Here is a 26,161-nt window from a genome sequence, read left to right on the forward strand (position 1 = left end):
ACGACAACGAGGACGAGTGTGGCGAACGCGGGTGGTTTCGGCGGCGGTGAAGAGCTGGAACGGTTCAAAGCGATCCTGGCCAACTGGCGTACGTCACTCGTCGATCTGAGTGGCCGCAACCGGCTCCTCAACTTCCGGCACACCAAGGCGGCGACCCTGGAGATTGCGCATCCACCGGCCGAGGAGCTCATCGACGGCCTGGAGCGCGGCTGGGACTTCGCACCGCTGCCCGCCGAGGAACCCGACGCCCAGGACTCCGATGGCGCCCCGTCGGAAGCGCCCCTCGCCGAACGGCGCGGCGCCGCGTACGGGATCGTCACCCAGAAGACGACGGCCCCGGCGCTCCTCCGCGCGCTGACGAGCCTGCGCAGCAAGTCCACCCAGCTGTTCAACGACTACGGTCTGTGGACGCTCCAGCTGGGTGTCGGCATCCTCCGCTGGCGTGAGGACGGCGCATCGACGAGCAGCGATGCGCCGCTCCTCCTCTTTCCTGTCCGTATCGAGCGGCTGAACAACGGGCGGGTCCGCCTGGTGGCCAACGACGACGAGGAGCCGCGCCTGAACCCCGCTCTCAGGGTCAAGCTGGAGCAGTTCCTGATCGACTGGTCGCCCGTTACGGAACAGGACCCGACCGACCTCGACGCCGTGATCGACGCGGTCACAGCCGCAGTGGCGGGCAAACCGGGGTGGGCAGTCTCGCGGCGCGTGGTGCTGGCGCTCTTCGCCTCCCACAAGGAGTCGATGTACCAGGACCTTTTGGACAACGAGGCTCGCATCCTGAGCAGCGATCTCGTACGAGCGGTCGCGCTCGGCCCCAAGGCGGAACTGGCCTCGGACCGCTTTGAGTTCGAGGAGATCCACGCCGACCGGATCGACGAGCTCAGCCCGCCGGAGGACAGCCCGCTCGTCCTCGACGCCGACGCCTCGCAGCGTCAGGCCGTCGCGGCCGCTGTCGCCGGGCAGTCCTTCGTGCTCGACGGCCCGCCGGGCACCGGCAAGAGTCAGACGATCACCAACATGATCGCCGGTCTGATGCACGCGGGCCGCAGTGTGCTGTTCGTCAGTGAGAAGGCTGCCGCGCTCGACGTGGTACTGGACCGGCTGAAGTCCGTCGGACTCGACTCGTACGCGCTGCCCCTGCACAGCCACAACACCAGCCGTCGAGCCGTCGCGCAGGAGCTCGGAAGGGCCATTGAGGAGGAGCCGCGGGCCCCACGGCTCTCCCAGGAGGCGGTCGCCCGGGCCCGCGAGGCCCGCCAGGCCCTCAGTGCCTACGCCGAGGCGATGAACGAGATCAGCGAACCGCTGGGCCGGAGCCTGCACGACGTGATCGGCAGGGTCGGGCAGCTGTCCGACGCACACGTGGCCTTTCTGCCCTCGGAATCGGACGGCCGCTCCGCACAGCAGAAGCTGCTCGACGCCGCAGCACTCAGCGCCCAGGACCTGCGCACCGTCGTCGAGGCGACGAAGGCCATTGCCGGCGCCTGGCAGGCGGTCGCCGACCCGTCGTTCCCCTGGCGCGGCCTCACGCCCGGTATGCCCCATCCGCGTCAGGCACTCGACCAGGCCATGGCCGCGCGAGACGGGCTTGCCGCGACGTTGACGCGCTACCAGGATCTCGCGCAGGCCGGCGAGCCGATCGAGGAGGAGGACGGCGTTCGCCGGCTCATCAAGCTCCTCGAGCTGATCGGCTCACGCCGCCCGGTGCCCGAAGCGTGGCTTACCGGCTCCGACTTCGCCGATGCGGTGGAGAGCCCGGTCGACGCCTTCCTCACCACTCTCAAGACGGTGGTCCGGGCCCGGGCCGCGGCTCACTCCCAGGCAGGGGCCCGCTGGGAGGAACTCTCGCCACGGCTCACCCCGGTGCCGGGCGAAGCCGAACGCGCCCTGGCCACTCTCGCTCCGGCCGGTCTCGATCCGTCCGGGCTGTCGGAGGACCGCGCGAACGAGCTGGCCCGCGAGTTCGAGAACACCGCGGACGGTCTGGAGCGTACGCATCGCAGCCTGGCCGAGATCGCACAGCAGATGGGGCTGACCGTTCCGGGCAGCACCGCCGCGGCGGAAGACCTCTGCGACGTCGTCGCACTGGCGGGAGCAGCCCACCGGCCCCTCGAACGATGGATCGTGCCCGGGGGGGCCACCAAGGCGGACCGGGCTGCGGTCAACGTGGTGGCCGATGCCCTGGGCGCGTTCCTCGCACGACGCGACACGGTTCTGTCCGCACGGGCACACGCGACCATGGAGGCCGGCCCCGGTTGGGACTCGATTCCCCCCACGCTCGGCGCGGACCCGCCGGCCTCCGAGCAGGCCCTTGCCGGACTGGGGCCGGCCGGCCTGGACCTGAGCCCTCTGACCCGTATGCAGGCCGCGGATCTCTCCGACTGGTACACCAACCTGGGCGCGACCCTCGAATCGGCCGATCGGCATGCCGCAGCCATGGCTCGGCTGCTCGGACGTGACCGGCCGGAGAGCACGCAGGAGGCCGAGGAGCTGACCGCCCTCGGAGAGCTGGCACACGCCTCCCCCAGGATGCTGGACTCGTGGCTCGACCCTCAGGTGATGCCCCGCGTGCGCGAAGTCTGCGCGGAGATCACCGAGGCCGCCCGTCGGCTCAGTGAGGCCGAGCAGGCCGCGCAGGACGTCTTCCGGCCCGAGATCACGCTGTCCCCGGGCCTGCCGGACCTGATCGGCCGCCTGTCCGAAGGCTCACGTGGCCTCGGTGGCCTGCTCTCTGGCTCGGTGCGCTCGGACCGCAAGGCACTCGGTGCGTTGACGATCGCGGGATCGTGGCGCAGTGAGCTGTACGCCCGGTTGCCCCACGCCGTCGCCTGGCGCGCCGCCCACGACCACCTGCGGTCTCTGGCCCGTACGCATGCCGCCCTCCTCGGACGCTACGCGGGTCCGGACCTGCCGGACGCGGCCCTTCTGGAGGCCGCGGTGGCGCACGCCGAATCCGTGCACCGGCTCGTGCCGGACACGGTGCCGGACCCGCACCGTCGCGGCGTGCTGGCCGCCCAGGTCGCGGACGGCCACACCCCTGCCGCACACCTGGCGGAGCACGGTCGGTCCCTGACGGAGGATCTGGGTATCTGGCGGCGGGACCTGGCGCGACCCCGCCTTGCAGCTGTCGCGGACGAGCTCACCAAGTGCTCCTTGGCCAACGCCGCCCGTTGGCTGCGCCACCACGTGGATCCGCTCGCTCGGGCCGTCGACGTCATCGACACGGTCGCCTCCGTCGGCCGTCGCGACGACGGAGGGGACTTCGAGTACACGCTCGCCGGCGCACGGGCGGCGATCGGCGCCGCTCACGAGGGTCAGCGGCAGACGGCCGGGTTCACGGCCGAGGAGGACACGCACCGACTCCTCTGCGGTTCCTGGTACCGGGGACTGGACACCGATCCCGCCGAGTTGCGTGCGCACTCCCATGCCACAGCACCGGGACAGCGCGGCGTGCTCCGACTCCTGTTGCGAGCCTGGGCGGTCCACGAGGCGGCCCCGGGAGCCGGCGTCGACGAGGAGCAGCGCGAGCTGCTCGGTCGGTACGCGGCGCACGCCGGCCTCGACAGTGGAGCACTGCAGGAGGCCCTGGCAGCCGCTCACACCGTCGAGCGGCTGGCGCCGGACACCCTCGCTGATCCCGTTCGGCGTTCGCGGCTGGCCGGCTTCCTCGCAGACGAACGTCCCGCACCGCACGCCGTTGTGCAGCAGGCGGAGCCGCAGCTGCGTACCGACCTGAATGCCTGGCGGGAGTACGCCGCCCGGCCGCATCTGACGGGCGCCGGCGCGCATCTGCTCGCCGCCCCTCTGTACGACGCGGCACGCTGGCTGCGCGCCCACGTCGAACCCTTCGAGGACGCGGCCGAACTCCTCCGCGCTGTGGGGCGTGTCGCGGACGCCGACTGCGGGCTGTCCCTCGTGCGGGCTCGCCAGGCGGTGACGGCAGTGATCGACGCCCGGGCGGCCGAGACGCGGTTCACCGAGGACGATCCGCGTCACGAGGAGCTGCTCGGTGGCCTCTACCAGGGGGCGGGGACCGACAAGGGAGCCGTCCTCGACGCCCTGGACTGGGCCCAGCGGGTACGCCGCACAGCACACGGAGGGCGTGGAGCGCCGCTGTCCGCCCCAGCGGCCCGGATGATGCTGGATGCTCCCGCCGACCCCTCGGTGGCGGACCGCCACGAGGACTGGCGGCGCCAGCGGGACTACCTCGTGGAGCATTTCGAGGTGCAGCGCGGCCGTCTCCTGAATCGCGAGCTGATGGAGTCGCTGCCCGCTGCCGCAACCGTCCTGTCCCGGTTGGACCACGACCCGTTCGGTCCCGAAGCATGGACCCTGTGTTCAGAGGCCCTCACGCAGTTGCGGCGGTACGGTCTCGACGGGCTGCCCTCCCAGCTGGCGCAGCGCGGCGTGTCCGCAGAGGACTTCCCCGCCTCCGTCGAGCGTGCGGTGCTCACAGCCTGGATCGAGCGGCGCCTCGCACTCGACGCCCGGCTCAAGCCCGTGCGGGCGGCGGACCGCGATCAGCTCGTCGACCGATTCCGAGATGCGGACCAGGCCCTCGTGGAGGCGGCCCACGCCGAGGTCATCGCGGCATGCAACGCCCGACGTCCGCGCCGGACCAACATCGGCCCCGCGGCCGAGTTGCGCCGTCAGGCACAACTGAAGCGCCGGCACAAGCCGGTACGTCAGCTTCTGGCCGAGACGCGGGACGTCGTGCGACTCATCAAGCCCTGCTTCATGATGAGCCCCCTGACGGTCAGCCAGTTCCTGCCGCCGGACTTCCGCTTCGATGTCGTCATCTTCGACGAAGCCTCCCAGGTGCTGCCGCAGGATGCGGTGAATTCGGTGTACCGCGGCAGTGCGCTCATCGTGGCCGGCGATCAGAACCAGCTCCCGCCGACCTCGTTCTTCAGCGCCGGCGGCGACGGCGACGACGATGACGAGTGGGACGAGGAGGCCGCGGACACCTTCGAGTCCGTGCTCGACGCTTGCAAGGCCAGTGGCGTACTGCGAGGCCTGCCCCTGAGGTGGCACTACCGGAGCCGCCACGAGAAGCTCATCGCCTTCAGCAACAACGATTTCTACGACAACACGATGGTGACCTTCCCGGGCGCGTACGAGCAGAGCCCCGACCTCGGCGTCGAGTTCTTCAAGGCCGACGGTGTCTACGACCGGGGCGGACGGAGCGACAATCCCGGCGAGGCGGCAGCGGTCGCACAGCGCGTGATCCACCACTTCGCCACCCGCCCGAAGCTCAGCCTGGGTGTGGTCGCCTTGTCCAAGGCACAGGCGGAGGCCATCGAGGAAGCCGTCCAGAAGGCACGGAACGCACGCCCCGACCTGGATCGCTTCTTCACCGAAGACCGCCTCGACGGCTTCTTCGTCAAGAACCTGGAAACCGTCCAGGGAGACGAACGCGACGTCATCATCCTGTCCGTCGGATACGGCCGGGACCACCAGGGCAAGCTGCAGGCGAGCTTCGGCCCCATCAACCGGGACGGCGGCTGGCGCCGTCTCAACGTCGCCGTGACCCGCGCCCGGCGCCGCATGGAGGTCGTCGCGTCCTTCCACGGCTCCGAGCTGGCCGACAGCGCCAACAAGAGCGTCCAGCACCTGAAGCGCTACCTCCAGTACGCCGAGCACGGCCCCCACATCCTGCAAACGGCCGCGGCGGACCCGGACGCCGAGCCGGAGAGCCCCTTCGAGGAGGATGTCCTGGGCGTCCTGCGCGGTTGGGGCTACTCCGTACAGCCTCAGGTCGGCGTGGCCGGCTTCCGCATCGACATGGCGATACGGCACCCCGCCGCCCCGGGCAGCTACGCCCTGGGCATCGAATGCGACGGCGTCATGTACCACTCCTCGCGCGCCGCCCGCGACCGCGACCGGCTGCGCGAGGCGGTACTCCGGGACCTCGGCTGGAACCTGCACCGCATCTGGGGCACGGACTGGTACCGCAGCCGCCGGGACGCGATGGCGCGCCTGCGCGCCGCGGTGGAGGAGGCGTGCGCGCGGGACCCGTTCCAGGTGACGGCGGAGGAGCCGTCCGGCGAGGGACCGCCCGTTGAAGGGCCTGCCGCGCCGGATGCGGCGGTGGAAGCGGAGCAGGTGGTGACGTTCGTGGCCGTGGACGACGGGCCGCCGGCGTGGAGCAGGGCGTACGAGGAGGTCGTCGACGTACAACTGGTGAACCTGCGGGTCACATCCGCCGTGCGGCACGGCATGCCGTTCGCTGAACTGCAGGACCCGGACGCCGTGGGAGTCGTCGCCGACGTCGCCCTCTCGGTGATCCACGCCGAGGGGCCGATGACGGAGGACCTGATCGTCGCCCGGGTCCGCTCGGCGTGGGGCATTGCAAGGGCGGGCGCGGTGATCCGGGACTCGGTCCGCCGCGCGCTGCGGAGGACCGCGTCCGCCGGCCGGATCGTGCGGGTCAACGAGGCGTATGACGTTCCCGGCCGGGAGCTGGCCTTCGCCCGCACTCCGACGCCGACCGTGGCCCGTAAGGTCGGCCAGGTCCCGTCGGCCGAACGGCAGCTCGTCGTGGGGCACGTGGTCGGGGAGAGCCCGGGCGTCCACCGCGAGGAGCTGCTCCGTGAGGTCGCACGCTTCTTCGGGTGGACGCGGCTGGGCCCTGACATCAGGGATGCGCTGACGAGCGATGTGGACGAGCTCGTCGCGAAGGGGACGCTCCGTGAAGCGGACGGCTGCCTGATGCCCGCGGACGGTGTCTGACGACTTCATGGGCATCGGTTCTGAAGGGGGTCCCGGCCCGCTGGACGTCACCAGTAGCGCTGGAGGACTCCCGTGCGTTGGAGCTCCGCTATGTGTTCCGCGGCCCGAGCCGGCGCGGAGCCACCTCGGACGAGCGTTCCGGCCTCGATGTTCCGGTCCACTCCGGACTGGGTGAAGTTGGCGCTCGTGGTCAGGAGCGCCTTCCGGTCGGCGACGGCCAGCTTCGCGTGCGTCTTGGCCCCGGGCTCCGCCCTCCTGTCCAGGGGCCAGTGCCACAGGCGTGCTCCCGGCACATCGGTGAACGCGCTCGCCGGTTCGTCGCCGGACAGGGCGCTGCCCGCTCCCTGGAGCGTCTCGACGACGATGTCCATACCGACGCCCCGGGCCGCGGCATCCTGCAACGACCGGGTCAGGGGCGGGTACCGCCGCGCGGAGTAGGTCATGAGGATCAGCTCTGTCCGTGCTTCGGCGATCAGCCCCAGGAGCGCCCGGTCCGTGGACCGTACGGGCACCCGGTGGGAGGAGGGGCCGCTCCACACCAGGGAGACCTCCTGCTCCCGGTCGCGCTGCGCGTAGCCCGCGGCCAGCCCGTGCAGGCAGGCTGCCGCCTCCGCCCGGGACAGGCCGTCCGCGTCCATCGCGTCGAGCACGGCAGCCGCGGCCTCCGTGTAGGCGGAGGCCGACCGGACCGTGAGCAGCGCGGCCCGGGGCCGTCCGGCGGCTATGCCGTCGGCCAGTGCGCCCAGTGCGAGGACCCCTGCGGCCGCCTCCGCCTCCGCGGCGGCCTTGAGCAGTCGCGCCCATTTCATGTGAGGCCCTTGAGGAGCACGAGGTCCGGGTCGTCGATCGGCACTATGAACCGCCGGTCCAAGAAGCGGTTGCCGCGCTCACAGGTGGTCTCGGACACGAACAGGCAGACGTGGCATGCGGCGCCGTGCAGGAAGTCCTCATGCGGAGGCCGGGGCAGCCGGTCGGCGCACAACGGGTCGGAGGAGCACCGCTCGGCGTCGTGGAGCGCTCGCCGCACGACCCTGCTGAACTTCTCCGGTTCGGCCAGGGCCACCAGACCGCCCAGGGTCCCTTCGGCGTCCGGGACCGCGGTGTAGATGAGGATGCCGGTGCGCCGGTCGTCCTCGCGGCCTGCGTAGATCCGCTCGGAGAGGCTTGCCGAGGAGTAGCCGCATTCCAGCGAGATGGCCCGGATCAGCAGGTGAGACAGCGTGTGCAGCGCGATGTACCGCGCGCCCGGCCAGCCCCGCAACGGGTCGTCGGTGTCCTCGACACGGCCCGAGTAGCGGTTGCGGCGGAATTCCACGTAGGCGTCGCGGTGGGCCCTGAGCGCCGCCGTGTCGGCGACCCGCTGCTCCCAGTCGGCCATCAGCTCGTCCGAGACCCTCAGGAAGATGCCCTCGCCCCGCACCTCGCTGGCCGGCACCCAGGCGGGGACGCGGCTGCGGGAGAGCGGTGCGCGGGCCACCAGAGTGGGGTCTTCCGGGTCCGGGGCGTCGAGCCGGGTGAACCCGATCAACGCCCGTACTTCCCGCAGCCGCTCCGCCTGGACGACGTGGGAAAAGACCCCATCGAGGGCCGGCGGGACGGGAACATCGCGCAGCGCGAAGTCCTCGGTCGGCTCCGGGAGCTGAGGACTGGTGAAGATCTCCCACTCGGGGGTGAGCAGGTCCGGGTAGGAGACGGCCTCCGAGGACTGGGACTCGTCGCCCGCGGCCCGGTGTGCCTCGATGGCTTCGAACACCTCGGACTGGCTCCACCGGTGCAGCGGCTTGAACTGCGGGAGCTCCCAGACCATGTCGAGGAACTCCTGCGACTTCGCCTTCTGCAGCTGCTCCCAGAGCTGTTCCACCTTGCCCTGCAGGGCGCTGCCGCTGGTCGGCGGCACCGCCAGGACGCTGAGCGTCTGCGCGAACCACTGGTTCGAGGCGCCGATGACGAGCGGCTTGGGCCGCTGCTTGCAGCCTGCCGGGTCGAAGGTCGCCAGGTGGGGGTGGCGGCCCCGGCAGTGGGGCAGGGTGATCTCGCCGCGCTGTCCCATGGCGTCGCGGATGTTGCGCTCGCTGGAGCAGTTCACGCAGCGCACCTTGACGTTGGCCGCCTGGTTGCCGCCGTGGTCGAGCATCTCCAGCCGCGGGTGGCTGGCCTCCGCGCAGTTCCCGCCGCGGTGGACGAATGACGCGTACGGGAAGTCGTCCAGGTGTCCGGCCTGGCAGACCAGGACGAAGCGCGCCGCGACGGCGAGCGGGCGCTTGCCCTTGCGCTTGGCGGTGCAGTTGTCGTGGAAGAAGCGCGCCTGGTCGGGGCGCCGGGGCTTGGCGTTCTCGAACTTGAAGATCTTCGAGTCGAGGCCGCCGAGGGCGTTGCACGCGGTGCAGCGCAGCCACTGGGGGAAGGGCAGGACGGGGACGCCGACCCGGGATGCGGGGCCGTTGGGGTCGCTGTCCGTGCCGTCCGTCCAGGGCGCGGGCCGCAACTGGGTGACCTGGGCGCCGTACGGGTCTCCTATCAGGCCGTTGACGGCCCGCAGCAGCCGCGGTTCCTTCAGGTCCGCCCACTCGAACGCGTCGTACTGCCAGTCGTCGATGCCCCGCACCAGGACGGCGAAGTTGGGCAGGTCGACCAGAGCGCCCACACCGCCCGTGTACATCAGGTGGCTGGGGCGTACGGATCCGACCCGGCGCCGGTGCTGTGTCTTGTCCGTCATGCTCACGCCTTCTTCCCCTGCCCGCCTGCCGTGGCGGCCTTGCCGTCCAGTACGGCGCCCGTTTCGTCTCCCTCGGGCGAGTCCTCGCCGTCGGCGCCGGACTGGCCCGCCCCGGGCGCGTAGCTCCATGCGGGTGCTCCGCCGACCACGTCGTAGAGGCCGGCTCCCGGCACCAGCAGGTTGATCTCGTTCTCCGTCTCGCGCATCGACTGCGCGACCGTGAGCTCGTCCCAGGTGGCGCCGGTGGCCCTGTTGAGCAGCCCGCTGAGCCGCTGGCCCTGCCAGGCCGCCTCCTCGTATCCGAGGCGTGCGGAGCCCTGCTTCTTGTGCGCCCAGGCGTCCTTGAGGACTTCGATGCGTTCCGCGAGGTACTTGCGGGCGCGCGGCCCGCCCACGGTCTCGGCGCGGGCCAGGAACCGCCCGGTGACCTGCTGCGCGACGGGGCCGTCGAGGTCGATGTCGTAAGCGTTGTGGTTGCGGGAGTGGGGCGTGGTCGCGTTGCGCACGGCCGCGATCCACGCCGCCGCCGTCGTCCGGTCCAGGGACCGGCGGGCGAACGGGGTGACGGAGAGGGCCTCGACCTGCCGGTAGAAGGTGGCGTGGTAGTGCCCGAAGTTCTCGAAGTGCGCCAGGTCGCGCGGCCGCGTCCAGTTGTAGAGGGTGACCACCAGGCCCGGGCGTTCGGCGGTGCGGCCCACGCGCGAGGACGCCTGGATGTACTCGGCGGTGTTCTTGGGCTGGCCGACGACCATCATGAGGCCGAAACGGGAGACGTCGACCCCCACCTGGAGCATGGACGTGGCGATCACCGCGTCGACCGCTCCCGTGCCCTCGTTGCGCAGCCCGAGCTTCGAGAAGTCGATGCGCTGCTTGTGCTGGGCGGCCTCGCGCAGCTCGTCGGCGACCGCCTGCCGCCGCACGGTGGTGTCCATGGACTCGTCGAAGGACACCTCCAGCCGGGACAGCACCTCCGTGATGTCCGCGGAGGAGATGCGCGAGGTCAGCTCCTGGACGGACAGCATCTCCGTGCGGCGCAGGAGGCGGTTCGACAGGCCCTTGCGGGTGCCGTGGATGCGTACGCGGGTGGCGATGTCGTCGTCGAGGAAGCGCCGCATACCGGCGAGTTCCCGCGTGGCGTTGAAGTAGCCGACGAGCGTCATGTAGGGGTCGGCGGGCTTGCCGTGCCGGTCGAAGAGGGTCTGGCCGGCCAGGAAGAGGATCTCGGCGACCCTGATCTCGGCCTGCTTCATACGGACGCCGTGGGCGCAAATGCCCAGGTAGCGCCGCCCCGGCGCTACCTTCGACAGCTCGACCTGTTGGGAGAAGAAGGTGTCGCCGATGTCGATGACCTGGGGCGGGAAGATCGCCGACTTCCGGGCGAAGACGCCGCTGATCTGGTCCGCGGACCGCTTGGTCGTCGCCGTCGATGCCACGATCTTGGGGCCGACGCGGACGGTGGTGCCGTAGGCGTCCTGCGCCTGCCAGCCGCACAGCTCGTCGACGGCCGCCTCGAAGAGGCCGACGGTGGTGCCCAGCGCGCCCGAGATCAGGTGGAGTTCGTCCTGGATGATCAGGTCCGGCGGGCGCAGCCGCGTCACCGGCTCGCTCTTCACGGCCGGGTGCTTGCCCTTGGCCTGGTGCTTGTCCCCGCACTTGGTACGGGTGTCGAGGTCCGCGTGCCGGTAGCCGTGTCTGGGGCAGAGGTCGGAGACCCGCCCGAACAGCATGCCGGCCTGACCGCGCCAGGGCAGCTGCGCCAGCTTGTCGACGGTGGCGATCAGCAGGCTGGGGGCCAGCCGGTAGATCTCCTCGTCCACCGTCAGGATGGGCAGCCCCTCACCGGGTGAGCGGCGCTGCGAGAACGGGCAGGCCTGCTTGCCCTCGCCGTTGGGGCAGTAGAGCAGGATGCGGCGCAGGTCGTCGTCTGCGTGCAGGTCGCGCTGGGCACTCAGTGCGGAGCCGCACCAGGGGCAGGCCAGCGTCTGGAGCACCTTGGCGCCCTTGCCGTCCCCGTTGTCCTTGGCCTCCGCGATCTGCTTCTGGGCCTCGTCGAAACTGTTCGGGGAGACCGCGCCGCCCACCCAGAGGCCGATCCGGAAGGGGGTGGTCCCCCAGCGGACGTCGCCGCCGTCGTAGGCCTCGCGGCGCAGCACTTCGGCGGCGCAGATCAGCGCCGCCGCCCGCTGGAACTGCTGGGCGGTGAGCAGCCGCAGGGTGTACCGCATCAGCACGGCGACTCCTGCCTCGCCGCTGCGGGCGTCCTCCCCCGTGCCGATCGTCCCCTGGAGGCGGCGGATGGCGAAGGTGAAGGCTGCGAGCCCGAGGTAGGCCTCGGTCTTGCCGCCGCCGGTCGGGAAGAACAGCAGGTCGACGATGCCGTCCGGACCGGCCTCGCGCTCCTTCAGCGTCGGGTCGGCGAGCGCCCGGAGGTTGAGGAGGACGAAGGCCAGCTGGAACGGGCGCCACGAGGCGGATTCCGCCTTCTTCTTGGCGCCGATGCGCTCCTTCGCCTCCTCGAAGGTGAGGCCCTCCCGCTCCCGCAGGGCGGCGATGGTGGTGTGGCGTCGCTGGAGGGCCATCGCCCGGTTGGCGAAGCGGAACGCTTCCAGCACCTCGGGGCGTTCGGGGTCCGCGAGGGCGTCCACGCCGAGGGTGATCCGGACGGCGACGTCCCGGGCCCGGGACACCGCGTCGAGGGCGCTGGTGCGCAGCGCCCCGGTCAGCTGCTCCGCCTGCGCCTCGCGCTCGTCGAGCCAGGCGCTGTAGCCGTTGGCGAGCGGAGCCAGGGCCTCGCTCAGCGCGGCCGGGGGCAGCACGGCGAGTTCGTCCATGGACAGCTCGATGCCGTCCAGGTGCTGCGCGTCGGCCCCGGTCGGGGCGATCGTGGCCGGCACGTCGTGGACCGGCAGCCAGGTGGTCGTGAGGGCGTGGGCGCGGCGCTCGCCCTTGTCGATGGCGACCGCCACGGCCACGTTGCGGCCGGCCGCGTGCTTCAGGTGGTTGCGGTAGAGCAGCGTCAGGTGCTGCTCCTCCAAGTCGGCCGCGCCCAGGCCGTCCTGGGCGGCCTCCTCGGCCTCGTCCAGCGGGTCGGAGATCGGCAGGAAGACCGGCGCCCCGCCGTCGGCCGCGGTGACGTGCAGCTCGGCCTGGAACAGCCAGGCCGCGTCCTTGGCCTGCTGGGGTTCGTCCTGCGCGTTGACGAGCGACAGCTCGACGACGCGGCTCGGTCCCGCGGCACCCGATCGGTTGCGTACCTCCGCGACCAGCCGCACGCCGGGGGCGTCCTCCTGATCGGCGGTGAGCGGCAGGACCTGGCGGGGCGCTCCGTCGACCGGGACGGTGACGAGCTTCTCCACCTGCTCCCGGGTCCAGGTGGACCGCGCGACGCCTTCGTCGTTCAGGACCTGCGAGCGGTGGTACTGCCCCCACCGCACCCGTACGGTCACCGCCGCCGCGTCGTCCGTCGCCGGGAGGGCGAACATCAGGCCCATCGACGAGGCCCACATGCGCCCCGCGTTCTGGGCGGTGAGCCGCTCCGGGAGTCCCTGGTCGGTGCCGTCGCCCTCCCCGTCGGAGTCGTCGAGGAGCTGCTCGTCGGCAGCGGCGAGGGTGGTGCTCAGGGCCCGCTTCGGGCCGATCCGCCCGACGAGGTACCGGTCGCGGGGGCCGGCCGCCCGGTGGTCGAACTCCTCGTCCGGGCCGTCCCACGGGCCCAGCAGGTCCCGGCTGATGAGCTCGCCCAGGTCGTCCCGGATCTCGTACGAGGACGCCGGGACGAAGTCCTGCGTCACCTCGCGGACCCGCTGGAGGAGGTCCTCCTCCAGGGAGCCGCTCCCGCTCCCCGCCCCTTCGGCGGTCTTGCCCGTCGCCATCAGTGCATCCCTCTTCCGTCCCTCGCGCGGTGCCCTCGCGGGCCCCTCCCCACAGCGCGGCCGACGCCGCCCGGACCGTGCCAGCCGGTCACGGTTGCGATGCTATCGAGCACCGCCGGCATCAGAAGGCCGGTACCGCCCCTGACAAGGCCCGTTCGAGCAGTTCGGCGATGTCCTTGTCCCCGCGCTCGGCCAGCCGCTCCAGCAGCGCACTGCCTTCCTGGCCGGGCTCCATGCCGATCCGCCGCGCGATCACCTCCACCGCCTCCGCCGGGGTCACCGCGGCCGTCCAGCCGGTGAGCCGGGCGGCGCCGCCGTCGGGACCGGGTCCGTCCGCCGGGGTGGGCAGCCTCAGCGCGCTGAGGTGGCCGTCGGTCACGTTGAGGAAGACCTGGTCGCCCGCGGTCGCCCCGATGTGCTCCAGCAGCGGCTTCACCGAGCCGAAGGTGGGCTGGGCGCGCCAGGTCAGGGAGGTCTCCCCCGCCTCGTGGCGCAGCGGGACCGGGTCCCGGTGCGGGGCTCCGCCGATATGGGCGGCCCAGCCGGCGGGCACCGGGAAGCCGGAGCCGCGCAGGTGGTCGGCGGTCAGTTCCACCCGGTACCACCAGCGTCCGTCGGCTCCGACGAAGCAGCGTCGCGTACCGGCGACGTCGTTGCGCGGCACGTACGGCGCGTCCTGTTCGCCGGGCTGGTCGGCGACACGGACCCAGCCGCGGCGGGTGCGGGCGAAGCCGGGTCCACCGAGGTTGGTGCGGACCGATGCCGCCGATACGTCGAAGCGGGCGCTGAGGGCCTCGGCGATGGCGTTCACCTCGGCTTCCCCTCCCGAGTTGGCGATCTCGCGGGCGATCATCTCCCGGATGCCGAGGTACTCCTCGCCGCCCCACGCGCGCAGTCCGTACAGGTTGCGGTCGACGCGGAGGAAGCGCTCGTCGGTCCAGATCTGGTTGCGCATGCTGTTGATGGCGCTGCCGTCGGCGAGCCGTTCGTGGATGTCCTCCATGGACATCGGCTCCCCGTGCAGGGCGAGCACGGCGGCGGCGCGGTCGTTGAGCGAACGCCCCCAGTACAGCAGCCGTCCGTCCCGCACCTGGAAGCGTCCGAGGTCGGCCGCCCAGTCGGCGAGCACCTCACCACGCACTCCGTACCGCTGCCCGAGGGCGACCGCCTCGTCCCAGGCCAACGGGATGTCCCCGCAGGCGGCGAGCAGGTCCTCCTGCATGACCGCCCGCAGGGCTGTGGCGTCGCCCTGCACGATCCAGGTCCCGACGAGCGTCCCGCCGGGCAGCAGCCGCGCCACGATGTCCCCGAGCGGCACGCCCACCGCCTCCACGGTGCGGGCGTGGTCCGGGTGCAGCGCGTGCACCTCGGCCACCTGGCCGACGGTGCCGAGCCGTTCGGCCACGGCGGCCAGGTGCCCGGCGAAGGCCCGGCCGTCCTCGTCGGCCACCATCCACTGCGTGAGCGAGTCGGCGACGGCGCGCTCCAACTGCCGGACCCGCTCCCGGCTGACGGAGAACCGCTCGCCCAGGTCCTGGAGCTTCACCGGCTCGTCGGTGAACATCCGCTGCCCGGCGATCACGAGCGCGCGCTCGTCCCAGCCGCCGACCAGGCGCGTCACCGCGGCGAACGGCTCGGCCATCAGCGCGGGGGCGGCCGACGGAACCGGATTGTCGACGCCGTCCGGCTCCTCGGCCTCCACGGCCGGTTCGTGGTCGTCGAAGGCCTCACGCGGCGCCGGAAGTTCCGCGTACTCGGGCTGCTCCCCGGCCGGCTCCTCGACGGCCTCGGGGACCGCCACCGGCACCGCCACCGGTTGCGGCACCGGCTCGTCCTCGGGCTGCTCCTCCAACCCCTGGAGCACGGCGAGCGCGGTACGCACCTCGGCCGGTGCGTCCGCCGGCAGCCACCGGGCGATCACGGACACGGCGTCCCGTACGCGTGCTCCCTCGCTCTCCTCCCGAGGTACGCCGCGCTGGTGCAGCCGGTCGAGGACCGAGCCGAACACCGCCGCGAGCACCCGGTCCCCGTCCACGACCCCGGGCCCGGCCTCCCGGGCGACCTGCGCCACCGTCTTGCCCGGCTCGACTCCCGGGCTCCCGAGCAGTCGCAGTATGGGAACCACGTCCCCGAGCTCCACGTGCGGCCACAGGGACCGCAGCGCCTGCGCCACCTGGTGGCTGAGCGCCTCGGCGCCGATGACGCGCTCGATCTCCATCAACGGTGTTGCGTGCCACCAGCCGAGCGGAAGCCGTACGTCTTCCAGCCGGGCGGCGAGGAGTTGCGGATCGGCGTAGCGGACGGCGGGCAGGAGGTCGGCGAGGGAGGTGGAGGCGTACGGCACGGGGGACGTCATGGTCGGGCGACACTCCAGAGACGGGGGCGGGCGGCCACGGTCGGTGACTGACTCGCTCGACGTTACGGGCCCCCACTGACAGTGACTTCATGATCACCGTTCTCCCCTGTCCTGACCAGGGCAAAGCCCGGATCCGGCAGGAGCGGGCGCCCGTACTCACGCGACGGACCGGTCCGGCGTGGGCCCGCAGTCCCCGCACCGGGCCTCAGGAACGTTGCTGCGGAAAGCGCGTTCGCAGCCGTCGCACGTGATGAGGGGCGCGGGCCGTGGACGCTGCGGCTTGGGCACAGAGGTGGGGAGGGGCGGCGGCAGGAGGGTGGTGAGCCGGTGCTCCAGGAAGCGGGGCGGGTGGTGGATGGGGATCGGTGCGGGAGGCAGGTTGGCGGTGAGGGTGCGGGTGATCTGCTCGGTGGTCGCATGCCGGGCGAGCCACTCCTCGACGGCGGGGCTCAGCCGCTGGACGTCCCGCACCGAGAGGATCAGGCGGGCGTCGACCATCCGCAGTCGGGCCAGGAGGTCCCGCCGCCGGTCCTGTGGGGGCGGGCGGGGCGGGCTCGGGGTCAGTGCAGGGCACAGTGGGTGGCTGCGGAACTGGCGCGGCTTCGGGAACTACGGCACAGCCGGGCTTGTCGTACGCAAGGGTGCGGGTCGCGAACCGGCCGCCGCCGAGCGGAATCCGCCGCCGCTCCAGATACCCGGCTTGCTCAAGCTCGTTGAGAGCGCGCCGGATGGTGATCTCGCCCTCGCGGAAGCGGAGGGTGAGGGCCTTGGCGGTCACGCTGACGCCGTCCGGAACGGACTGGATGTAGACGGCGAGCCCGATCGCAACGGCGGAGAGGTGCGCGTGCTGGGCCAGGTGGTTGCCGACGACCGTGAACCGGTCGGTGTGGCGGTGACGGAAGTGGATCACGCCGGCGCTGGGGGCGGCTGCGGGGATCGGATCCGCGGGGCGCGCGGGCGCGACCGCGTTAGACTGCGGATCAGCTATCGGGAAGCTCTACTCTTCCGGATCGGTCAGGCCCTCGTCAGGACTGCAATCCTGTCGGGGGCCGTCTGCGTGTATGGGGTTGCTGCGGCCGACCGTACCCCACCGGTCAGGGTGCGCGTCGCGCCCTTCACCCGATCGTGTGGCGAGCGGAGTTGGGCCCCGGGTTTGGTTGGGTGGGCTCTCTCCCGTTCCTTTGAAGGGCGCCGCGCCGCACCGGGGTCCAGGATTCCGCGCCCCGGCAGCAGCCCGCCCTACGCCTCTCGGACGTGCCGCACGAAGGCACTCCAGGCCACGTCCCCGACGAGGATCACCGGCCCGGCGGGGATCTTGCTGTCCCGGACGGGGACGACGCCGGGGATGTGGTCAGCAACCTCCAGGCAGTCGCCGCCTTCTTCGTTGCTGTACGTGCTCTTGCGCCACCTGGCTTTGCTCAGCTCACTTCGAGTGGTGCGCATGCTCGGTACTCCTCCAGGAAGTCATGGACGACGGCTAGTGACTTGTCCGGCGGCAAAGCACTGGCCTGCAACAAATCGTAGGCAAGGGCATATTCAGCGACTTCACCCGCGTCCTTCAGGAGTTCTCCACTGCGGACGCCCTCGATGTAGACCACATCCGGTCCGCGCCTGAAGCTCATGATCGTCAGCGACCCCGACAGCATGGGGTGGCTACCTGCTGCGGCGAACGGCAGAACCTGCAAGACCACATGCGGCGTCTGGGCCCAGGCGACCAGGCGGTCCAGCTGCTCGGCCATCACCAGCGGGCCCCCAATCGGCCGCCGTAGAACCGCTTCGTCCAGGATGCACCAGAGCAACGGCGGGCTGTCGCCGTGGAGGACCGACTGCCGCGCCAGCCGCGCGTGCACTCGCTCTTCAATCCGCACGTCGGACTCGCGGGGATCACCGATGCGCATCTGTGCCCGCGCGTACGCCTCCGTCTGCAACAGACCCGGCACGACCTGCGACAGGAACTTCAGCATCTTGACGGCCTTGGGCTCAAGGTCCATGAATCTGCGCGCATACTGCGGATGCGGCATCGGCTTGACGTGACTCCACAAGTCGACGAGGTCGCCATCTGCGGCAAGCAACTCATCCAGGCGGCGGTTGACGTCCTCCGGAGGCACCTCGTTGCCCAGCTCGAACTGGGCGATCCGACTGTGAGCGATCGGGATCTTGTCGCCCAACTGTCGCTGCGTGAGGCCGGCGCGGATGCGGAGCTTGCGCAGCTTCGCACCGTAGAGCGCGGCGAGGGAGGCGCTCGGGTCGAGTTCCTTTGGTGCGGGCACTGGCGACTCCCGTTTTCGTTCCGTTGCTCCGAAAACCGTTACCCCTGGTGAGCGTAGCGCTACGCCTCCATGCTCATCGCTGAAAGACAGTGATCGGCAAGGAGGCAAGCAGACATGGACGCGGGCAAGAGCGGGCGCTCGGCGGAGAAGACGCGGGAGGCGGAGGCGGCACGGGACGAGTTGCGCGAGGCGCTGGCGGGGGTGGACGTGGTACTGCCGTCGCTCGGGGTCGATCTGGTGTCCCTGACGAGCGACTACCTGTCGCCTCTGGTGGAACTCGGGTGCTGCCGGGCTGATGTGGCGTGGAAGTTGGCGGCGGCTCTGAGGAAGAGCGTCCAGTGACCGAGGAGTCAGCGGCGCCCGAGCCGGAGGAGCAGACCGACTCGTCCGAAATCGCGGCTGTTGGTGTCGCCTGCCATGAGGCGCTCCTGGCCAAGGTCCGTGAGGCCAACAAGCGAAGCCTTGCGCCTCGGCGTTAGGAGGTCCGGACATGCAGCGCGTGATGCAGACCCTGGAGGTCATGCCCGACGGGGTGCGCCGAGGCGATGTGATCACCGTGGGCGGTATCCCGCACCGGGTGCGGGATGTACGGGAGTTGCGGGGGCGGCGGAAACGGTTGGAGTTCGAGGACGGGAACGTCTTCGTTCTGGGCCCGTGGGTCGCGGTCAAGGTGGCCCGCGACCGGAACGCCGACGGGGGACCGGCACGCCACTGGCGCTGACCGACCCACCGCTCCCCCGCCGCCGTTCTCAGAACAGGCTCGGCGGCTCCTCTTCCGGAGGCTTCGACTTCCGCTGAGCAGGGGCCGCCTTCTTCTTGGCGCTCTTCTTGTCGTGCAGACCAGCGGCGACTTCGGCCGCGTAGCGCCGCTGGTTCTCTTCGAGCAGCCGATCAAGAATCTCCTGCCGCACGACCGGCCCGACGGTGTAGCGGGGCCCCTGCCGGGTGTCATGGAACCCGTGGTCGAGCGCGCCGGGCTGGCTCAGGAGATCGTCCCAACCGTAGGCACGGGCAACCTCATCATCGATGGCGCGATGAATCTCGCGGAGTTCAACGATGTCCTCCTCCGCACACTTCTCATCGTGGACGAGGTTGTATGTTGCTGTCAGGCCAATCCCGCGGGTCAACATGCGTTCACCTCTGTAGGAATCGAGGTGGTTGCCAAGCCCGCGGAGGTCATCCGTCATTTCAGGACGCGGCAGAGTCTCCAAAATATCTGAGGGCGTATAGCGCAGGTCACCCTTCATCGTCGATGCCCAGGTCGTCGCCCACCAGTAGTGCTGGGCACTACTGAGCCAGGCCAGCATGGCCGCGTCATCAGAAGCAAAAATGACGGTCGCCTCACTGGGAACCTGACCGGTTGCAACCCTGGCCGGCATCACCGACTTACTATGCCTCGTAATGATAATTATCCGATCAAGGCCGGAGATTGCCTCAAAGAGGGCTGGCCTCGATCGCAGAAAACGCCACCAAAATTTCCGCCCTGTGAGATCGTTCCGCTTCTCGCGATCGGGGCGGACATACTTAAGAACATGAGCAAAGGGGGCCAGATATGACCGCGCATCCTCTTCGGATCGCTCACGGAAATCGATTACCCAACGCTCACTCGATAGGTCAGGCTTCCCGTTGAGGTCTTCGCCAGCCAGATAGGGTAGTACGACATCCCGATTCCGCCCGTCCATGCGGATCATTTCGTCAGCTTCGCTTTTTGTTAGGATGAACCCGGTTCCGGCAAGCTTCACTCCCTCGTAGCAGATCTTCGAGTTCCCGATCAGCTGACCAGCTCCACCTTGAATACGTGACGCTTCATCAAGAGTGGAGGCAATGCCGCGGACAGGCTTACCGTCCAACGTCCTGCGGGCATCGGGTCCTACTGACGCAACAGACAGCCAGACCACGCAATACACGAGCGCTGCGGAACGGGAGGGCCACGGCTCTCCGCTCACTGCGTGCTGAATCTCCACCCCTCGCTCAAGGAGCTGATCCAGCGCTACTTCGCGAGTATCCCCTTGTGAGAGTGAGTTTGTTGCCACGAAACCGATTCGACACTCAGCATTACCGATTTCATGAGCCCTCAATACAAAATAGCCGACCAGGTCGCACCGGTTGGCAACACGCCGTGCCACATATTGTCCGATGAATTTTTGATAGACCGAGCCGGAGGCGCCACTAATCATCGTTCCGCCCAAGAACGGCGGATTGCCCACCACGGCGTCGAACCCACCCCGCTCTTCCCAGACCTCCGGGAACACCAGCGGCAAATGCACCGGCTCGCGCTCAAATGCGGCCGCCGGCTTGCCGGTGGCCAGCCACCCCCGCGCCAGCGTTTCCGCGCGCCGGAGCTCGGCAGCCGCCAACTCCTCGTCATCTACTACGTCGGACACCGCGTGCGCCGCCGTCACCGCCGCGAACGACAGCTGGTCCTGGTCCTTCTCCGCCCGGCCCGCGCCAGCCAGCGCCGCGCCCACCACCAAATCCGCGAAGACGCTCGCCTGGCGGGTCTTCTCCCGCACCGACGCAAGCATGGCGCGCTTCCGCTCCAGCTCTTCCAAGCCCGTGCCCGGGATGCCGGACAGCTTGCGGCGCTCCTCCGCTACCTCCGCGATGACCCGCCGCACACCACCCGTGAAGTCGATGCCGTCGCCGTGAATGCGCCGACCCCGCACCGGATCCAGGTGCATGGCCTCCAGCTGCTCAACCGACGTGATGCCCAGCAGGGAGTCGCCCGCCACAAGCCTGTCGTCCAGGAACGTGAACGGACGGTCCCGGTCCATCGACACCAGCCACAGGGACAGCTTCGCCATCTCCACGGCCATCGGGTTGATGTCCACGCCGTACAGGCAGTGCTCGATGATCTGCCGACGCGCCTCCACCATCACCGGCTCGGCCTCGGCCTCCACCGCCGACGCGGACAACGAGTCCGCCGCCTCCAGGTAGGCCAGGGCCCGCGCATCGCCCTCGCGGCTCCACGCCTCCACCAGCGCGCCCGCCAGGTAGCGGCAGGCCGCCACCAGGAACGCCGCCGAGCCCATCGCGATGTCCGCGACCTTCAGCTTCAGAATGTCCGTCGAGGACTTGGGCCGCCACTGGGTCCGGTCCGCCGTCTGAAGCGGGCCGTACTCGTAGACCAGCGGCTCCAGCGCGCCGTCCGCGACCTGCTGCGCAAGGGACTTCGGGGTGTAGTGCGTACCGGTGTTCTTCCGGAGCGAGGACTCCGTCACGTACAGCCCGCCCGCGCCGATCACCACCGGCAAGTCCCGCAGGTCGCGCCGGATAAGTCGGTAGAACGGCAGCAGCCGCTCCGTCAGTTCGGCGTCGCTGCCCGTCGCGGCCAGCAGCTTGCTCCGCGCCGCCGCCCGGTCCACATCCGACAGCGGCTCCAGCAGCTTCGTCACCTTGGCCGGGCTGCCCAGCCCCGTCGCCTTGTTGTACTCCTCGGCCAGAGCCGCCCCCAGCCGCTCGCCCTCCGTACGGGCCAGCGCCTCCAGCCGGGTCAGCAGTACCTCCGCCTCCATGCCCGCCTTGCCAACGAGTCCGACGATGGTGTCCTCGGCGCGGCGGCCCCGGTACGAGAGGAGGCCCTCGTACACGTAGCCGATCTGCTCGACGTCCAGCGTGCGGAAGGTCAGCCGGCGCCGTTCCCGCTTCTTGCCCGTGCCGATCCAGACGTGCTGCACCGACTGGAGCATGTGCAGGACGGTCCGGTCGTCGATGGGCAGCGGGTCCGTCGGGTCACCGTCCGCCGTGCCGCGACCCTCCAGCCACGGGAAGGAGTTCGGGTCGAAGATCGAGCCGTCGTACGCGTGCATCCGCAGCGCCGGATGGTCCACTCCCCCGTACACCGCGTTGAACAGCGCGATGAGCCGGTGCCAGCCCACCCCCGTCTGTTCCAGGTCGTCCTCGGTGGTCTCCCGCGCCCGGTCCTCCAGCTCCTGGCACAGCCGACCGGCCGAATACGCCTGGACGTACAGCTCGTTGTCGCTCGGCAGCAGCCCGCGTTCCTCCGCGAAGAGCAGGAAGACCACCCGCATCATGACGGCGACGGCGCCCCGGTAGACGTCCTGGGCTGGTACGTCGGCCAGACCCTTGCCACCCCGCGCGCGCTCGGTGACGTCGGCGCGGCCGATGGCCTCCACCAGCAGTTCCACCGCCTGGCGGACCTGCACGCCAAGGGCGTCGGTGACGTCCTCCTGGCTGTCCAGGGACTCCTTCAGCAGCGGCAGCAGCATCTCCGCGTCCTCGACGGCGAAGAAGCGGCGCCGGCTCAGCAGCGAAAGGAAGGCGCGTACGACGACCCGTTCGACCGGCTCGGTCCAGGCGACCGTGTCGAAGAGCGCCGACGTCGTGACGCCACCGCGCGGAGCCCACACCAGGGTCCACCAGCGGCCGTCCGTCACCAGGCCGAGCTCCACGCCGTGGTGGCGGCACAGGTGCGCCATGCGGTCGACCGGGGTCGCCGCCCAGGCCGATCCCGGAATGCGCTGGGCCGGGTGGCGGCCCGCGGGGACGGTCATGCCGAGGATGGCGCAGTCGGCGACGAGTCCGGCCGGGTCCTCGGCGGTGCTGCCCGGTTCGAGGAGGGCGAAGGTGGGGGCGATGCGCTCTTCGTGCTCGGGGACGTCCACGGCGAGTGCCTCGGAGAACTCCGTGCCCTCGCGCAGCGCGTCGCCCCAGCCCAGGAGTTCGTTCAGGACGAAGTCCGTCCAGGCCCCCTGCCCGGCCGCCGGATCCGACTGCCAGACGCCGTGCTCGTAGCGTAGCCGGGCTCGCAGCGGCTTGTCGATCGAGTCGAGCTGCGGCCAGGTCTTGAGCAGGACGGGCAGGGTCAGGAAGGGGCCGGACACGTCGACCAGGCTGAGCCAGTCCAGGTGGTCCTGCCGGCCGTCGGGGGCGGGGGCTCCGCTCCAGGTCTTGCCGCGGCCCGTGTTCGTACGGTGGGTGGTGCTCACTTCACGGCCTCCCGGCGGGGAACGACGAAGACGACGGCGACGGGGAACAGCAGGGCCTTGGGCCGCTCGTACCGGGCGGCGATGGCGGCGAGCTCGCGCTGCTTCTCGCTCTCCAGCGCGTCCCGGCGCTGTTCCCAGTTCTCCCGGTCGCGGCGCTGCTGTTCGACCTCGTCGAAGGCCAGCTCCAGCTGCCCTTCCTCCTCCTGCTCCGCGGGGTTGCCGATGGCCCGGCGCAGGGACTCGCGGAAGCGGTCGATCTGGGCGGTGATCCGCTCGGCCTCGACGCGGCGGCGGGTCTCCAGACGGGTCTCCAGCGCGGTCTGGCGGTTGCGGGCCCGCCATTCCAGGGCCGAGACAAGACCCTCGCTCACGTGCGGCCAGGCATCCGCGAGCTTGCCGCGCAGGACCGGGGCGGCCTGGGTGGCGTGGTCGGCGAAGGCATCGTCGAGGATGTCGCGGACCGTGGTGGTCTTCTCCAGGCGGCTGAAGCGGGGCTGGCCCGCATCCTCGGCCTCGCGGAGCCAGCCGCCCGCCTGGAGGATCTCCTCGTGCAGGCGTACGCCGTCGGCGCCGACGAGGACGAACCGGGCGAAGGCGCCGACGAGGGTCGTCTCCAGCTCCGGGTGGTCGCTGATCACTGCGCTGACGCGGGCGAGGTCGATCTGGTCCTTGTTCCACACAGCGGCGCGCAGCAGCCGGGTGGACATGGCGACGAGGGGGTGCCCGAGGTGGGCGAGGACGACGTCGTCGCGGTCCTTGCCATGGCTGTCCTTGAGCTTGGCCGCCTCGAAGGTGACCGGGCGCCGGATCTCGGGGCGCAGCTTGTCGGCGAGGCCGTGGGAGGCCCGCTCCCAGGAACCGGTGAGGGTGGGGACCTCGTAGAAGCCGTCGGCGCCGTCCTTTTCGTCGAGGACGGGCCGGATGTCCTGCTGGCGGGCGAGCGGCAGCGCGGTGGAGACCACGCGGGCGATCCGTTCGGGGGTGATGCCGAGGGAGTCCACCGTGCCCGCGACCTGCTCGCTCAGGCGCTGGGCCTGGGCCTGGGCGTCGCGCTCGGCGGCGACGTTCCCGCCGCCCTTCCTGGCCTTGCGGCTGGCGTAGACCTCGGCGCGCTCCACGTCGAAGTCGGTGCCGAGGTCGCCGGTCATCCGGCGCTGCACGGCGTCGGCGAGGACGGCGTTGACCTTGCCGAGGTCCTCTTCCATGCGGGCGACCTTCACCGCCACCCGGGCCAGGAATTCGAGGTCGGCCTCGTAGGTGTCGGTGCTCTCCTCGTAGCCGCTGCCGACGAAGTGCACGACCTCGGGGGCGGTGAGCTGGCCGTAGCGGTCGATGCGGCCGATGCGCTGTTCGAGCTTGTTGGGGTTGAAGGGGATGTCGTAGTTGACCAGCCGGTGGCAGTGCCGCTGGAGGTCGATGCCCTCGCTGGCCGCGTCGGTGGCCAGCAGGATGCGTACCGGGTTCTCGGTGGGCTCGGCCTGGAAGGCCAGGCGGAGCTGCTCCCGGTCCTCGGCGTTCAGACCGCCGTGCAGGAGGGCGACGCGGTCGCCGCCGAGTCCGTGGTCGCGCAGCAGGTTCTGGAGCCAGATCTGGGTGTCGCGGTACTCGGTGAAGACGACGACGCGCTCGTTGAGCCAATGCCCGCCCTCGGCCAGGCAGTTGGCCTTCAGGTAGGTGATCAGTTCGCGGGCCTTGGAGTCGGCCTGCGCCTGGTGGCGCTGGGCCCAGTCGCGCATCTGCTCCAGCAGGGCCGACTCGTCGCCGTCGGTGCCGGGCTGGAGGGTGGTGGCGCGGGCGATGGCGTCGTCCTCGGCCTCGGCGAGGGGCTCGTCGTCGTAGTCCGCGTAGTCGTCGAAGAAGGTCTCCTGCCAGTCCTCGACCTCCTCGGCCGCCTGCTGCTTCTTGCTCCGCAGGGTCTCCAGGTAGACCTCGATGGTGCGGGCGAAGGCGTCGGGCGAGGAGAACAGCCGCTTCTTGAGCAGCAGGGTGACCAGGTCGGCCGCCTTGCGGCCGCCCTTGAAGCGGGTGCCGAGCTTGGCCCGGCGGAGCTGGGCATACTCCTTGAGCAGGGCGTGGATGCGGCGCTCGTCCTCGGTGTACTCGACGGGCAGCGACATGGTCGCGCGTTCCAGGAAGCGCCGCTTGCCGGTCTTCGGATCACGGATGTCGGTCTTGAGGCGGCGGACGACGGTGTCCTCGACGGCCACCGGGTCCGGCTCGACGCCGCGTGCGAAGCGCTGGTTGTCGATGATCTCCAGGAGGGCCGTGTACGACTGCTGGTAGCCGTTGTGCGGGGTCGCCGACAGGAATAGCCGGTGCTCGAAGTGCGGGGCGAGCCGGCGGATCAGCTTCGTCTGCTGGGAGTCGACGGGGTAGTACTGCTTGGGCGCGGAGGGCGCCACGTGGTGGGCCTCGTCGAGGATGAGCAGGTCGAAGGCGCGCTTGCCGGGGACGACCGCTTCGGCGTCCTGGGCGGGGAGCACCTCGGCGAGCAGCCGCTGGGCCTTCGGGCCGCGCAGCCAGGGCAGGCTCACGATGCACCGCGGGTGGATGTTGAAGGGGTTCGCGGCGCTGCCGTGGGTGCGCCGGACCGCGGCGGCCCGCTCGGAGTCGATGATCGTGAAGTCGAGGCCGAACTTCTCGGCCATCTCGTCACGCCACTTCACGGTGAGGCCGGCCGGACAGACGATCATGATCTTGTGGGCGCGGTTGCGGAGGATCAGCTCCAGTGCGACCAGGCCCGCCTCGATGGTCTTGCCGAGGCCGACGTCGTCCGCGAGGAGCAGGTTCACGCGGGGCGCGGCCACGGCCCGGGAGACGGGTTCGAGCTGGTACGGCTCGACAGCGACACCGGAACGGAAGGGCGCCTGGAGGGTACGCACGTCGGCCGAGGTGACAGCGGACCACCGGACGGCGTCCAGGAAGGCGGCCAGGCGCTCCGGCGGGTCGAAGCGCTCAGCAGTGACCTCGGGGAGGGAGCCGGCGAAGAGACGGCGGCGGCCGGGTTCGATCTCCCAGATGACGGAGAGGGTGTCGTTGTAGCGGCCGTCCTCGACGCTGTTGAGCGTGACGAGGGTGCCGGGCGCGCTGATCGCCGCGGAACCCGTGCCGTGATCGACGTCGGCCACGACCCAGCGCTGCCCGCGGACCTCGACGAGATCGCTGATCTCGGGTACGGCGGTGTGGTCCTGCGCGTCGGCGCGGCGGCGTACCGCCCGCTGCGCCACCCCCGCCAGGTCGGTGGTCGGCGTCGTCATCGGGTCTCC

12 protein-coding genes are annotated in these 26,161 nt (G+C 70.7%); 3 read left to right on the forward strand and 9 right to left on the reverse strand.

Features of this window, described 5'->3' with window-relative positions; translation table 11 throughout:
• Positions 1 to 18: 18 nt before the first annotated feature.
• Positions 19 to 6,732 (forward strand): DUF3320 domain-containing protein, encoded by a 6,714-nt coding sequence (locus tag ABTZ17_RS10885; protein WP_352195231.1) that lies wholly within the window; start codon positions 19 to 21, stop codon positions 6,730 to 6,732.
• Positions 6,733 to 6,779: 47 nt separating this feature from the next.
• Here ABTZ17_RS10885 and drmC read toward each other — a convergent pair whose 3' ends face one another.
• The 7 genes from drmC to ABTZ17_RS10920 form a co-directional block, all read right to left on the reverse strand.
• Positions 6,780 to 7,541, reverse strand: a complete 762-nt coding sequence (gene drmC / locus ABTZ17_RS10890; protein WP_352195232.1) for a DISARM system phospholipase D-like protein DrmC — start codon at positions 7,539 to 7,541, stop codon at positions 6,780 to 6,782.
• A complete protein-coding gene (gene drmB / locus ABTZ17_RS10895; protein ID WP_352195233.1) occupies positions 7,538 to 9,448 on the reverse strand; it encodes a DrmB family protein in 1,911 nt (636 codons plus the stop codon). Before drmB ends, drmC begins: the two co-directional genes overlap by 4 nt.
• A 2-nt stretch (positions 9,449 to 9,450) precedes the next feature.
• Complete coding sequence (gene drmA / locus ABTZ17_RS10900; protein ID WP_352195234.1) at positions 9,451 to 13,320, reverse strand: DISARM system helicase DrmA; 3,870 nt, start codon at positions 13,318 to 13,320, stop codon at positions 9,451 to 9,453.
• 121 nt (positions 13,321 to 13,441) lie between these two features.
• Positions 13,442 to 15,676, reverse strand: a complete 2,235-nt coding sequence (locus ABTZ17_RS10905) for a hypothetical protein (RefSeq protein ID WP_352195235.1) — start codon at positions 15,674 to 15,676, stop codon at positions 13,442 to 13,444.
• 156 nt (positions 15,677 to 15,832) lie between these two features.
• Entirely contained in the window at positions 15,833 to 16,174 is a 342-nt protein-coding gene (locus ABTZ17_RS10910; protein WP_352195236.1) for a hypothetical protein, read from the reverse strand.
• 741 nt (positions 16,175 to 16,915) lie between these two features.
• Complete coding sequence (locus ABTZ17_RS10915) at positions 16,916 to 17,119, reverse strand: DUF397 domain-containing protein (RefSeq protein WP_352195237.1); 204 nt, start codon at positions 17,117 to 17,119, stop codon at positions 16,916 to 16,918.
• Positions 17,095 to 17,946 (reverse strand): helix-turn-helix domain-containing protein, encoded by an 852-nt coding sequence (locus ABTZ17_RS10920; RefSeq protein ID WP_352195238.1) that lies wholly within the window; start codon positions 17,944 to 17,946, stop codon positions 17,095 to 17,097. The genes ABTZ17_RS10915 and ABTZ17_RS10920 overlap by 25 nt, the downstream gene beginning before the upstream one ends.
• A 114-nt stretch (positions 17,947 to 18,060) precedes the next feature.
• On the opposite strand from ABTZ17_RS10920, the gene ABTZ17_RS10925 reads away from it, so the two are divergent.
• The gene (locus ABTZ17_RS10925; RefSeq protein WP_150259950.1) at positions 18,061 to 18,288 is read left to right on the forward strand and encodes a hypothetical protein; all 228 of its coding nucleotides are present in this window, start codon (positions 18,061 to 18,063) and stop codon (positions 18,286 to 18,288) included.
• A 148-nt stretch (positions 18,289 to 18,436) separates the two neighbouring features.
• Complete coding sequence (locus ABTZ17_RS10930; RefSeq protein WP_352195239.1) at positions 18,437 to 18,667, forward strand: hypothetical protein; 231 nt, start codon at positions 18,437 to 18,439, stop codon at positions 18,665 to 18,667.
• 28 nt (positions 18,668 to 18,695) lie between these two features.
• Here the strand turns inward: ABTZ17_RS10930 and ABTZ17_RS10935 are convergent, their stop codons facing one another.
• The gene (locus ABTZ17_RS10935; RefSeq protein WP_352195240.1) at positions 18,696 to 22,895 is read right to left on the reverse strand and encodes a DNA methyltransferase; all 4,200 of its coding nucleotides are present in this window, start codon (positions 22,893 to 22,895) and stop codon (positions 18,696 to 18,698) included.
• Positions 22,892 to 26,152, reverse strand: coding sequence for a DISARM system SNF2-like helicase DrmD (drmD, locus tag ABTZ17_RS10940; protein WP_352195241.1), 3,261 nt, complete (start codon positions 26,150 to 26,152; stop codon positions 22,892 to 22,894). Before drmD ends, ABTZ17_RS10935 begins: the two co-directional genes overlap by 4 nt.
• Between the last annotated feature and the right edge of the window lie 9 nt (positions 26,153 to 26,161).

Source organism: Streptomyces sp. NPDC097619 (genome assembly GCF_040302735.1).
Taxonomy (GTDB): domain Bacteria; phylum Actinomycetota; class Actinomycetes; order Streptomycetales; family Streptomycetaceae; genus Streptomyces.

Bases quoted from the DNA above. Each gene is read 5' to 3' on its own strand.
- ABTZ17_RS10915 (WP_352195237.1), bottom strand. From the start codon at position 17,119: ATGCGCACCACTCGAAGTGAGCTGAGCAAAGCCAGGTGGCGCAAGAGC.
- drmC (WP_352195232.1), bottom strand. From the start codon at position 7,541: ATGAAATGGGCGCGACTGCTCAAGGCCGCCGCGGAGGCGGAGGCGGCC.
- drmA (WP_352195234.1), bottom strand. From the start codon at position 13,320: ATGGCGACGGGCAAGACCGCCGAAGGGGCGGGGAGCGGGAGCGGCTCC.
- ABTZ17_RS10910 (WP_352195236.1), bottom strand. From the start codon at position 16,174: ATGGTCGACGCCCGCCTGATCCTCTCGGTGCGGGACGTCCAGCGGCTG.
- ABTZ17_RS10930 (WP_352195239.1), top strand. From the start codon at position 18,437: ATGCAGCGCGTGATGCAGACCCTGGAGGTCATGCCCGACGGGGTGCGC.
- ABTZ17_RS10925 (WP_150259950.1), top strand. From the start codon at position 18,061: ATGGACGCGGGCAAGAGCGGGCGCTCGGCGGAGAAGACGCGGGAGGCG.
- ABTZ17_RS10905 (WP_352195235.1), bottom strand. From the start codon at position 15,676: ATGACGTCCCCCGTGCCGTACGCCTCCACCTCCCTCGCCGACCTCCTG.
- drmB (WP_352195233.1), bottom strand. From the start codon at position 9,448: ATGACGGACAAGACACAGCACCGGCGCCGGGTCGGATCCGTACGCCCC.
- drmD (WP_352195241.1), bottom strand. From the start codon at position 26,152: ATGACGACGCCGACCACCGACCTGGCGGGGGTGGCGCAGCGGGCGGTA.